Source organism: Nostoc edaphicum CCNP1411 (genome assembly GCF_014023275.1).
Classification (GTDB): Bacteria; Cyanobacteriota; Cyanobacteriia; order Cyanobacteriales; family Nostocaceae; genus Nostoc; species Nostoc edaphicum_A.
The window spans coordinates 344,649-356,995 of sequence record NZ_CP054698.1; the positions used below are offsets into that span (position 1 = coordinate 344,649).

The 12,347-nt window shown below is 45.5% G+C and carries 11 protein-coding genes; all 11 read right to left on the bottom strand.

Features of this window, described 5'->3' with window-relative positions; translation table 11 throughout:
* Positions 1–115: 115 nt before the first annotated feature.
* Positions 116–1,414, bottom strand: a complete 1,299-nt coding sequence (gene hemL / locus HUN01_RS04220) for a glutamate-1-semialdehyde 2,1-aminomutase (RefSeq protein ID WP_420832768.1) — start codon at positions 1,412–1,414, stop codon at positions 116–118.
* A 207-nt stretch (positions 1,415–1,621) separates the two neighbouring features.
* Positions 1,622–2,194, bottom strand: coding sequence for an SOUL family heme-binding protein (locus HUN01_RS04225; protein WP_181930222.1), 573 nt, complete (start codon positions 2,192–2,194; stop codon positions 1,622–1,624).
* 60 nt (positions 2,195–2,254) lie between these two features.
* The gene (locus tag HUN01_RS04230) at positions 2,255–3,010 is read right to left on the bottom strand and encodes a DevA family ABC transporter ATP-binding protein (RefSeq protein ID WP_181930223.1); all 756 of its coding nucleotides are present in this window, start codon (positions 3,008–3,010) and stop codon (positions 2,255–2,257) included.
* Positions 3,011–3,496: 486 nt separating this feature from the next.
* Entirely contained in the window at positions 3,497–4,684 is a 1,188-nt protein-coding gene (gene devC / locus HUN01_RS04235; protein ID WP_338044523.1) for an ABC transporter permease DevC, read from the bottom strand.
* 145 nt (positions 4,685–4,829) lie between these two features.
* Positions 4,830–6,026 (bottom strand): ABC exporter membrane fusion protein, encoded by a 1,197-nt coding sequence (locus tag HUN01_RS04240; RefSeq protein WP_181930224.1) that lies wholly within the window; start codon positions 6,024–6,026, stop codon positions 4,830–4,832.
* Between the two features lie 128 nt (positions 6,027–6,154).
* Positions 6,155–7,192, bottom strand: coding sequence for an oxygen-dependent coproporphyrinogen oxidase (gene hemF / locus HUN01_RS04245; protein WP_181930225.1), 1,038 nt, complete (start codon positions 7,190–7,192; stop codon positions 6,155–6,157).
* Between the two features lie 203 nt (positions 7,193–7,395).
* Positions 7,396–7,572 (bottom strand): hypothetical protein, encoded by a 177-nt coding sequence (locus HUN01_RS04250; RefSeq protein ID WP_181930226.1) that lies wholly within the window; start codon positions 7,570–7,572, stop codon positions 7,396–7,398.
* A 69-nt stretch (positions 7,573–7,641) separates the two neighbouring features.
* Complete coding sequence (gene hemB / locus HUN01_RS04255) at positions 7,642–8,634, bottom strand: porphobilinogen synthase (RefSeq protein ID WP_181930227.1); 993 nt, start codon at positions 8,632–8,634, stop codon at positions 7,642–7,644.
* 178 nt (positions 8,635–8,812) lie between these two features.
* Positions 8,813–9,799 (bottom strand): hydroxymethylbilane synthase, encoded by a 987-nt coding sequence (gene hemC / locus HUN01_RS04260; RefSeq protein WP_181930228.1) that lies wholly within the window; start codon positions 9,797–9,799, stop codon positions 8,813–8,815.
* Positions 9,800–9,804: 5 nt separating this feature from the next.
* On the bottom strand, positions 9,805–10,857 hold the full coding sequence (gene hemE / locus HUN01_RS04265) for a uroporphyrinogen decarboxylase (RefSeq protein WP_181930229.1): 1,053 nt from the start codon (positions 10,855–10,857) through the stop codon (positions 9,805–9,807).
* Positions 10,858–11,234: 377 nt separating this feature from the next.
* Positions 11,235–12,329, bottom strand: a complete 1,095-nt coding sequence (locus HUN01_RS04270; RefSeq protein WP_181930230.1) for an aromatic ring-hydroxylating dioxygenase subunit alpha — start codon at positions 12,327–12,329, stop codon at positions 11,235–11,237.
* Between the last annotated feature and the right edge of the window lie 18 nt (positions 12,330–12,347).

Here is a 12,347-nt window from a genome sequence, read left to right on the forward strand (position 1 = left end):
ACCATTAGCCTAGTAGTTTGCCAAGTTCACTTGGCGGGGGGAAGGGTAAAGGTTAAAGGTTAAAGGGAAAAGATTTTGAGTTTTTTCCCCTTTACCCCGACAAATGCCAAGAAGTTCACTGAGACATGACTGTTCGGGCTGCTTCGAGGGTGCGATCGATGTCTGCTTCGGTATGAGCTAAAGAAGTAAATCCGGCTTCAAATTGAGATGGAGCTAAATAAACTCCATGTTCTAACATACCGCGATGGAAGCGAGCAAATTTACTTAAGTCAGACTTTTTAGCATCCTCATAATTGCGAACCGGGCCTTCGTTAAAGAAGAAACCAAACATGCCGCTAATCTGACCACCGCAGGCGGCATGACCTGTTTCTTTGGCAATCTCCAGCATCCCCTCTGTGAGTCGCTTCGTAATGCGATCGAGATGCTCGTAAGTTCCAGGTCGTTGCAACAACTCTAACGTCTTAATCCCTGCCGTCATTGCCAGTGGATTGCCCGAAAGCGTTCCGGCTTGATACACGTTTCCGGCTGGAGCAACCATCGACATAATTTCTTGGCGACCACCATAAGCGCCGACTGGCAGACCGCCACCGATCACCTTACCCAAGGTAGTTAAGTCAGGAATGACACCAAATTTCTCCTGCACTCCACCGTAAGCGATCCGAAAGCCTGTCATCACTTCATCAAATACCAGCAGCGCTCCATGCTCTTGCGTCAGTTTTCGCAAACCTTCAAGGAAACCCGCATCAGGTGGAATAAAACCTGCATTGCCAACAACAGGTTCAAGAATTACACCAGCAATTTCATTGGGATTTTGCTCGAATAATACTTTTACTGCTTCTAAATCGTTGAAAGGAGCGGTCAGCGTGTTGCTAGTCACAGATTTGGGCACACCAGGAGAATCGGGCAAGCCGAGAGTGGCAATACCAGAGCCAGCCTTAACGAGAAACATATCGGCGTGTCCGTGGTAGCAGCCTTCAAACTTGATTGCTTTCTCCCGTCCCGTAAAAGCTCGCATCAGACGAAGAACAGCCATACAAGCTTCCGTGCCGGAGTTGACAAAACGTACCATCTCGATACTGGGAACAGCATCGATTACCATCTGTGCCAGTACATTTTCTAGATAGCAGGGCGCACCGAAGCTAGTTCCTTTTTCCAGGGCATCGTGGAGAGCAGCAATGACTTCAGGATGAGCGTGACCGCAGATAGCTGGTCCCCAACTGCCGACATAATCGGTATATTGATTGCCATCCACATCCCAGATGTAAGCGCCAAGGACGCGATCGAACACGATTGGCTGTCCACCAACAGATTTGAAAGCCCGCACGGGGGAACTAACTCCTCCTGGCATTAATTTTTGGGCAGCAGCAAAGATTTCCTCCGATTGGGTGGTTTTTAAGCGAGTCGTTGCAATCATGATTTTTTCTCCTGAGATATTTGACTTGATGCGATCGCGAAGAGTGAGAATCTAGTAGTCTGTCCCATTAATTTTGCAAGGTTTGTTGTAAGCACTTAAGTGCTTAAAAATCCAGGACTAAAGTCTTTACTACAAACTTTTATAACCCTTCAGAACTAATGACATAGACTACTAGTTATTAAGAGTGACAAGCAAAACGTGCAGATATTATTTCAATTCGAGCATGACTTCATTGTGTCTAAATGCGGGCAAGATGAATGGAGAGTCATAAAAAGCATAAATCGCTTTACCTTTTGTCTCGATACCTTGCCGAGCCAGAAAAGCAGATAATTTGGCTTCGTTTTCTTGCAATTGTTCATCCTCAGCTAGACCGGAGAAACGGATTGCCGCGACTTTGTTGCTGGGAACTTCTTTGATAGTAATGCGAGAGTCTTTTGGTTTTGGCAGCGTTGCTAGCGTATATTCTGAGGGCATCACGAACTGTACCGCCCAAGCGCTTGTGGCGATATTTTCTGCCGCTTCTTGTTGAATCACGGGCGCAGTCATGGCGATTTTTTCACTTGGCTGGGATTGCGTGACAGGCGCAGTCATGGCAATTTTGGTTACAGACGTGTTTTCACCAAATATGTAAGCGGCAAGAATCGAAAATGCAGCCTTGTTTGCTCGATCTCTTTCAGTTTGAATGACTGTTTCAGCAACAATTTTTGGCTCGTATTGCCGGATTTCAATATCATCATAAGATTGCAATACGGAATATTTTGGTTCTTCGGTTTGACTCATAAGACTTTCACAAATAGCTAAAATTAATGCCAATAAAAAATCACGTTCTCACTAGCTAAATTAGATACTTCCTTGTTTTCCCACTTCTTGTACTAAGCGTCCATCTTCCATGTGGATGATGCGATCGGCAATATCGAGAATTCGATTATCGTGGGTGACTAGTAAAATGGTACAACCCTGCTCTTTAGCTAGACGCTGCATGATATCTACAACATCGCGACCCGACTTTTTATCGAGAGCAGCAGTCGGTTCGTCGGCAAGAACAATTTTAGGACGACTGACTAGGGCACGAGCGATCGCAACTCGCTGCTTTTGCCCTCCAGAAAGACTGTCTGCATAATAATCGATGCGATCGCCTAAACCAACACTTTTCAGAGTATCCGTTGCCAGCTGATCCATATCTTGCTTTAGGTACTCATCGTGTAATTCCAAAGACATTCGGACATTCTGCTTTGCTGTTAAAAAGGTTAACAAATTGTGTGCTTGAAAAATATAACCAATCTGCCGCCGCACTTGCATCAGTTGCCGCTTACTAGCCCCAGATATTTCCTGTCCCAAAACTTTCAGGTTGCCTTCCCGCGCGGATCTCAATCCACCTATTAGTGTTAGTAAAGTGGTTTTACCAGAACCGGATGGCCCAGTCATAATCACAATCTCTCCCGAATAAATGTCGAGATTAATATCAAACAAGACTTGCTTGCAGAGTTCTCCCCGACCGAAGTAGTAATCGAGATGGCAAACTGAAATAACGGGTTGTTGGGAAGTGTTTTGAACTTTGAGTTTTGAACTTTGATCGAGACTAATTTTTTGCAACATGAGAGTTCAACCGTAAATTTGGGGACTTCCAAATAAAAAATATTCAATTATTTATTGTCGGGTGGGCGTCTCGCCCGCCTTTGTTTATTGGGCGGGCAAGATGCCACTGGTGTCAACTTAAGCCAAAAATAGCGTACTGATTGGGTGTTGTTCACCCGCCAGTTCACCCGCCAGGGATTGTAAATCCCTGACTAATTGCTCAAGTCTACTGAAGTAGACTGAAAATTTTTGCGCTCTTTAGTCCTCTTCAGAGGACTTTAGCTATGAGACAGGGATTTACAATCCCTGGCGGACTGGCGGACGTGCGATTTCGCGTTAAGTTGACACCAGTGGCAAGATGTCCACCCCACAATATTGGATAATTTATTTCTTGGAGTTCCCTTGGGCTTGGTTCTAGAAAACTGGTAGGGCTAGAAAACTATGAGTTTTAAAATGCGATATTTTTCTACACTTCAACTCAAAATTCATCACTCGATTGCTCAAAACTTAGAAGATATCAGCCGGATCGGCTGCTCGTAACTTTTGCATAGCGATCGCTCCGGCTCCAAGACACATGACGAAAGTCAAAACTAGCACAGTTACCGCACGAGCTAGTTTCATCGTAGTCGGTAAAAACGTCACAGACTGGAAAAAGATGTAAAATCCACTCGATAGCAAAAAACCTGGAAGAAAGCCCAAAAGCGCTAAAGTAAAAGCTTCTTGAGCGATAACTCCAATCAGATATCTATCGCTGTAACCCATTGCTTTTAATGTTGCATATTCTGGCAAATGATCGGAGACATCAGTATAGAGAATTTGATAAACAATAACTGCTCCGACTAAAAAACCAATTGCAACACCGAGGTTAAAAGTCGGGCCAATAGAGGAGCCTGTAGACCAATATGCACTTTCACGGGCAGTGAATTCAGCGAGGTTTAGTACTAATAAATCATCCGGTAGCTTGGCTCGTAAATCAGCCTGGATTTGCTCGATCGAAGCATTTGGTTCTACGTCAACAATACCCAGATCGATTTCGTTTGATCGGCGTTGGGGAAAGAGCCGTAAAAAGGTAGAATCGCTGACGATCAGATTGCCGTCAGCAGAAAAAGAAGAACCGAGCTTAAATAATCCAACTATTTGAATTTTATAATCGTTAGCTTGAACAGAAAGCGGATTCTGTTTTTTCAGCAAACTAGGAACGTCCCCAAGTTGAGGAACCAATCCGGCTCTGTCAAACAACGCTCGATTCAATAACTTTAGTTTATTCAATTGTCCATCGAGTTCTGGTAAGTCAAATGCTGGCTGATTCGGATCGATTCCGTAGACAAAAATTTGACGGCTAGCTCGATTTTCAGGATTTCGCCACGATGCTTGACTCACATATAGCGTCGCCAGGGATTTTACACCGTTAACACCTGCTATTTTATAGAGCTTATTTCTGGAAAAACTTTTGATAGATTGCAAGTTATCAGACAGTTTATTGACTAAAAATAAATCTCCTTTAAGGGTGGTATAAGGGGTAACTTGCGAATCAAAGAGTGCATCCCTAACTCCCAGTTGAAAAAACATCAGAAAATCAGCAAAAGCAATTCCTGCTATAGCAACTAACAAACGAGTCTTTTGACGGCTCATTTGCCGCCAAGCAAGTGGGGTTTTGCGGAATAATTTACCGAATATAAATGTTTTGATAGTCAAGTCGCTTCGCTCCAATTAAAAATTATAAATTCAAAATTCAAAATTAAAGAGTAGAGAGTGGGGGCTTGAACCTGCCACGCGATTCAAAATTCAAGAAACAAATCTTAATTTTCCCTATTGCCTATTGCCTATTCCCAGTCCCCTCTTAATTGTTATTTGGCTGAATGGCAACCTGTACTTGCAAGTTAGTTAAGTTCGCAACTCGTTTGCTATCTTGGGGATCGAGTGCAATTCTCACTTCAATGACTTTGCGATCGAGATTTTCTCCAGGTTCGCCGCTAGTTACTTCTTGTTGAATCACCTGTAGTCCAATGAGCCGAACGGTTCCGCGCAACTCTGGGGAAAAAGACTCACTAGAAATTGTTACCTGTTGACCTTCACGAACTTTGCTAATATCAGTTTGATATATCTCTGCGATCGCTTGCATCGAGCTGGTTTGTCCGAGTTCGGCAATGCCTTTCTCACCAACAACTTCTCCGGGTTTGGCCTTAATATCGAGAATGCGTCCTGCTATGGGGGCGCGAATATAAACTTCAGCGAGATCGGCTTCAGCCTTTTTGACTGCGGCGATCGCTTTGTTAACCTCGGCATCAGCTGCTTGCACGTCTACCGGACGTACCTCAGCAATCTCATCTAAGGTTGCCTTAGCTTGCTTGATCTGCTGCCGTAGAGTATCTACACTCTTATTTTGGTTAGCTCTCGCTTCGGTAAGCTGTGCTTGTGTTGTTTCCAGAGCAAGTTGTTTTCGATCTACTTCCACCGCAGAAATCGCTCCGTTTTGGTAAAGCGAGGAATAGCGATTGTATTCACTATTGGCAGTTTTAACTTCGGCTTGCCAGCGAGAGATAGTGGCATCTCTAGTAGCTATTTCGCCCTTTAACTCTTGTTCAAGGCGAGCGATTTCAGCTTTTTGGGCGGCAATCTCTCCAGATTTTGCGCCAGCTTGCACCTTGGCTAACTGTGCCTGGGATACTTTGACTTGTGCTTGTGCTTCCAGTAGAGCATTTTGCAGCCGATCGCGCGAATCCATAATGGCGATCGCTTGACCTGCTTTAACGCTACTTCCACGCTGTACGAGGAGTTGGGCGACGCGATCGTTGCTTAACGTAGCAGGTACGGATACTTTGATGACTTCCGTTGCTGGTTCTATCCGTCCTAAAGCGGTAATTTCCTCAATCTTTGGTCTGGTTTGCACAACTTCAACGGGTTTGCTGGTTGGTTTTAATTGAGAATTTGATTGAGAAATACCGTAGAAAGCGATAATTCCTGTAAGGGCAGTACCACCGACAACTACAGCCAGCGTCCATTGCTTTGAAGGTTTCGAGAGCAATTGTAAATTCATGTCAATCCTTCAAATTTCAGTGAAGACTTTAGTAAAATTGTCCTTGGTCATTAGTCATTTGTCCTTTGTAAATACGAATGACTAATGACAAATGACAAATGACATGTCTTATGTTTTGACGGCAAAAGTTAAACCAGAAGCGATGTCAGGCTTGCCCAATCTTGAGGCTTTAAAAATACTTGGTATAACTCGGCTTCTGGGGTGTTGGGTTCGGGTTGATAGCCGTACTCCCAACGCACTAATGGAGGTAAAGACATCAAAATTGACTCCGTGCGCCCGTTAGTTTGCAGTCCGAAAATTGTGCCGCGATCGTAAACTAAATTGAATTCAACATATCGTCCGCGCCGATATAATTGAAAATTACGTTCGCGATCGCCATACTCCATTGACTGCCGCCGCTTGACAATTGGCGTGTAAGCAGGTAAAAAAGCTTTACCACAATCCTGCACGAATGCAAATAATTCTTCCCAATTGCGGGTTGCTGGTATGCCAACGCGATCGCTGGTAATTGCTGCTGCACCTTTGGGATCGGGGCCTCGATAAAGCTGACCTTGACCGTCTTGATAGTCAAAAAAGATCCCGCCAATGCCCCGCATTTCTTGACGATGTTTGAGATAAAAATACTCGTCGCACCAAGGTTTAAACACTGAATAATATTCGGGATCGTGCGCGTCACAAGCCTGCTTTAATGTGTAATGAAAATGGGCTGCATCTTCAGCAAACGGATAGTAAGGCGTTAGATCGATGCCGCCGCCAAACCACCAAACCGGGCCAGCTTCAAAGTAGCGGTAGTTAAGATGAACAGTTGGCACGTAAGGATTGCGCGGATGCAATACCATTGAAGTTCCGGTGGCATAAAACTGATGTCCCTCCGCTTCAGGACGTTGTGCCAAGATTGAAGGCGGTAGGTGAGAACCCCAGACTTCAGAGAAGTTAACTCCACCTTGCTCGAATACTGCACCGTCGCGGATGACGCGCGATCGCCCTCCACCTCCTTCAGGTCGTTCCCATGCATCTTCCTGAAACGTGCCTCCGCCATCTAGCTGTTGCAAACCCTGAGAGATTTCGTCTTGCAACTGTCGCATCAATTGACTGACTCTAGTCTTGGCATCAACTGGGGGTAGAGATTTGGATAGAGTTGCTTGAGGAGTTAAAGTAGTTTTCATAAGATCAACCTATTTTTCCTATTTCCTAATAACGAACATTTTTGTTTAGCCTCCTAACTTTTTAGATTCCCCTAAATCCCCCTTAAAAAGGGGGACTTTAAGAGACTCTTTGCCCCCCTTTTTAAGGGGGGTTGGGGGGATCTAAGACTTTGAAAACACGCCCTAGCCCTTCTTAAAAAGGCTACCGTCTACACACAAGTCTTTTAGAGTTGTTGCGTAACGTAGGGAAGATTAATTTTTGCAGGGCGATGCATCAAAGGTGCAGGGCGATGCATCAAAGGTGCAGGGCGATGCATCAAAGGTGCAGGGCGATGCATCAAAGGTGCAGGTCGATGCATCAAAGGTGCAGGGCGATGCATTAAAGATGCAGGTCGATGCATTAAAGGTGCAAGTCAATGCATTAAAGGTACAAGTCAATGCATTAAAGGTACAAGTCGATGCATTAAAGTTTAATTACCAAGTTTCGCTAACCAACGAGCAGCATCTTTGGCGTGATAAGTCAAAATCAAGTCAGCGCCAGCCCGTTTAAAACCAGTCAACGTTTCCATTACTACCCGTTCTTCGTCAATCCAACCGTTGAGGGCAGCAGCTTTAACCATCGAGTATTCGCCAGAAACGTTGTAAGCAGCAACGGGTAAGTTGCTTGCTTCCTTAACGCGCCAGATAATATCCATGTAGGACAAGGCTGGCTTGACCATTAACATATCTGCACCTTCGGTAATGTCGAGTTCGATTTCTCTTAAGGCTTCACGACTGTTACCGGAGTCCATTTGGTAGGTTCTGCGATCGCCAAATTGCGGTGTTGAGTCGGCGGCATCGCGGAAAGGCCCGTAATAAGCCGAGGCATACTTGGCGGCGTAAGATAATATTGGCGTATCTTGGTAGCCTGCTTCATCTAAACCCGAACGAATGGCTTGGACGAAACCATCCATCATTCCAGATGGCGCGATGATATCTGCACCAGCTTTGACTTGTGAAACTGCCGTTTTTTTCAGCAATTCCAGCGTTGGGTCGTTGAGAACGCGCCCGGTTAAATCACCTACTTCTAAATAGCCGCAGTGACCGTGACTAGTGTATTCGCACAAGCAAGTATCGACGATTACAATTAAGTCGGGTACGGCTTCTTTAACGGCAGTAGTGGCTTTTTGAACGATCCCGCAATCGTGCCAAGCGCCCGTTGCATCTGAATCCTTATCTTCAGGAATACCAAATAAAATAATGGCTGGAATGCCGAGGTCGTAAACTTCCTTTGCTTCTTCGACGATTTTATCTACAGAAAGCTGGTAAACTCCAGGCATGGATTTGACTTCGTTCGCGATCGCCTCACCCGGTACGGCAAAAAGAGGGTAGATTAAATCGCTAGTTGTCAGGACGTTTTCGCGCACCATCCGCCGCAATTGGGGATGGCTTCTCAGCCGACGCGGGCGATGAATTGGAAACATAGTATTAAAATGATGAAAGCCTTTAATTAGCCAATAGACTTCTTGCAAAAGTGGGGAAAAGGGTAAGGGGTAAAGGGGAAAGCGGCTCAGAAAAAATCCTTTCCTTTCTCTTTAATCGTATTTTCCCCCTGCTCCCTGCTCCCTGCCCCCCTGCCTACTTAGTTGCAACTCCCTAACTCTAACTACGCTGGACTATCTGGAAAATTTCAGCCAAAATCTCTGTAGCTCCCTGTTGCCGCAATTTATGAGCTAATTGAATACCTAAATTTTCTGCCTCGCTAGCAGTGCCCGTAACAGAATCTTTGACTAGACGTTTGCCATCGACGCTGGCGACTAACCCTGTTAATGTCAGTGTATTTTCGTCTAGCTGCGTATCAACACCGATTGGTACTTGGCAACCACCTTCTAGTTCTCGCAAGAAAGCACGTTCGGCTAAAACGCGATCGCGGGTAGGGATGTGTTCGATTGCTTTGAGTAATGACAGCACTTGCAAATCGTCAGCGCGGCATTCAATCCCTAACGCTCCCTGTCCGACAGCATAAAGAGAGAGTTCGGTGGGCAAAATTTGATGAATGCGATCGCTCATTCCCAATCGCTGCAACCCTGCGGCTGCTAAAATCAGCACATCGTACTCTCCATCATCCAACTTTGCCAAGCGCGTATTTAAGTTGCCGCGCACATCCTTAAAAGTAAAATGGGGGAAGTGATAACGCAATTGGGCAAGGCGGCGCAGCGAAGAAGTGCCGATAACTGTGCCTTCTGGCAGCGTATCGATTTGCTTATCTTTGTGCTTTTGATGCACAACTAAAGCATCTGCTGGGTTTTCCCGTTCTGTTACGGCTGCTAACGCTAACCCCTCTGGCAAGCAAGTTGGCAGATCCTTGAGAGAGTGAACCGCAAAGTCAATCTCCTGATTGAGCATTCCCAATTCAAGTTCTTTGGTAAATAATCCCTTATCGCCAATCTTGGCTAAGGCCACATCCAAGATGTTGTCGCCTTGGGTGGACATGGTGTGGACTTCAAAGGAAATATCGGGAAAGCGTTGCTGGAGTTGTTCTCGAACCCAGTAAGTTTGCACGAGTGCGAGTTGGCTTTTACGAGAACCGATGCGGATGGTGCGAACGGGACTGGAAATGTTAGATGAAGCGGGTTGCACTGAAGTCATAGCTTTTAGTTGAGATTGTTTGACGCGTAGTTGAGCTGCTTGACTGTCTCGAAAAAGAAAGCAACATTCTCTTCTGGAGTGTTCGGTAAAATCCCGTGACCGAGATTGAGGATGTGCTTTTGATTCCCCGCTTTGCGGATTGTGTCCAAAATGCGATCGCGGATTAGCTCTTTAGTACCGAACAACACGCAGGGATCGATATTTCCTTGCACTCCAATATTTGCGCCGAGTCGCTGCCGCGCTACTGCCATATCTACAGTCCAGTCTACGCTAATGATATCAACACCCGATTGCGCCATTAACTCTAGGATTCCAGCACTGTTGTTGATATACAAAATCAGGGGCGTGTCCGGGTGCGTTGCTTTCACCTGTTGCACGACTCGTTGCAGGTAAGGTAGAGAAAACGTTTGGAAATCTTCAGGGCTGAGTTGTCCTGCCCAAGAGTCAAACAGTTGCACGATTTGGGCACCGGCATCAATTTGGTAGCGGGCGTAAACTGCGATCGCATCTGCCAGTTTCCCTAAAAGTTGATGTAGCATCGCCGGTTGACAGAAAGCCATCCTTTTGATAATGGCGTAGTCTTTCGAGCTTTTACCTTCAATTGCATAGGCAGCTAGCGTCCAAGGAGCGCCAACAAAGCCCAAGACGGTAGCTTGACCGTTAACTTCTTGGCGTAGCGTCTTCAGAATTTGCTGCACGAAGGGTAAAGAAGCTTCGGGATCGAGGTCAGTCAGCGCTTCAATTTGGGCTGGCGTGCGGATTGGCTGCTCAAATATTGGCCCTTTACTTTCGATAATGTCAAAGGAGATACCCATACCAGGTAAAGGCGTGAGGATATCTGAGAACATGATCACCCCATCGGGTTGGAATGCACGGAAAGGTTGCAGCGAGATTTCCACGGCTAAATCGGGGTTCTCGGAGCGATCGCGGAACGAAGGATACTTCTGACGCAAGTCTCGATAAACTTTCATGTAGCGACCTGCTTGGCGCATCACCCATACCGGAGGGCGATCAAGTACCTCACCTCGCGCCGCTTGCAGTAACGTATAATTCCCCATATATTTCTCCCTGGATTTAATAATTGTCATTTCAAGAATTTGGGATTTGCAACAATCCAATCTTGTGGAGTGGGCCGAAAAGCCACTGGTATCAACTTCAGCCAAAAATAGCGAACTGATTGGGTGTTGTTCACCCGCCAGGGATTGTAAATCCCTGACTAATTGCTCAAGTCTACTGAAGTAGACTGAAAATTTTTGCGCTATGAAGTCCTCTTCAGAGGACTTTAGCTATGAGACAGGGATTTACAATCCCTGGCGGACGTGCTGGCGGACGTGCTTGCGGACGTGCGGTTTCGCGTTAAGTTGACACCAGTGGCATCTTGCCCGCCCTAGTTATGCGAACTCTAAATTTAGTTCTTCAATAAGATAGAAGCTGTTCATGAGCGATCGCCCACTATGGCTGAAACAAACCATTCTGTTTTCTCAGGAGAAGGTGGCATTAAATTTCCGTTCGAGTCGTCTACTTGGTTCTGATAAGGTTTCATACCCCATCCCATAGCCAAACATTTTTGCCGAAGTTTGCGATAAGCAAGAGATAAGTTATCGCAAGGAACGTGAACTTCGTCTGACAACTTATCGGGGACTGCCATCGGATATTCGGACTCAACCACTCCCTTATCTTCCATTACAACTTTGTAAGCTGCTCGTTGAAAGATGCCATCGGCCCAAGGGAAAGTTAGAAAACTGCGAAACTGAATTCGCTTGGTAATAGTGGTGCGATCGTCAACAGGAACGTGGACAGTAAAATTAACTAGCTTGCCACGACCGAAGTCAACCACTAACCGAGTGATATTAGGCATATAAAAGCCTAGAGTCACCTTCACATTGGCTTTCAATGGGCGAAACACAAAGGCGAAAAGGTCTTTTGCTTTGGTATAATCTCGGACATTAACTTTAGCGTGACCTTCCCACTCCCCTACATTCAGCTCGTAATCTTCCATTTTTTGCTCTAATGCAAACCCATTCCCGAAAGACTTGGAATGAATAATAGATACGTGAGACATATCCATATCATTCTCTAGCGTGCGGGTGTAGTGAGCATTCAGTTCGTATTCAAAGAAAATTTTCTGTAGGCTTGGGTCTTCAAATTCTGGCAAGGGTGGGATTGGCGGACGTTCTTCTTCTGGTAAGTCTCCATAAAATAGCCAGATAAAACCGTATTTTTCCTGTATTGGATAGCTATCTACACGAGCATTCTTGGGAATAGGAATTCCGGGTTGATTAGCAGGAATATTAATACATTTCCCATCTGCTTGAAACTTCCAGGCATGATAGGGGCAATGGATACAATCATCTTTTACCCAACCGAGAGATAAGGCAGCACCACGATGGGGACACCGATCTTGGAGAGCTATCAGTTGTCCTTTAGCGTTACGGTAAAAGACTAATTTCTGATTTAATATCCGCACTTGCTTGGGATTTGTAGTAATTGCGGCGCTGAACTCACAAGCGTACCAGAAGTTTTTTAACATGCTTACTTCCTGTTATTG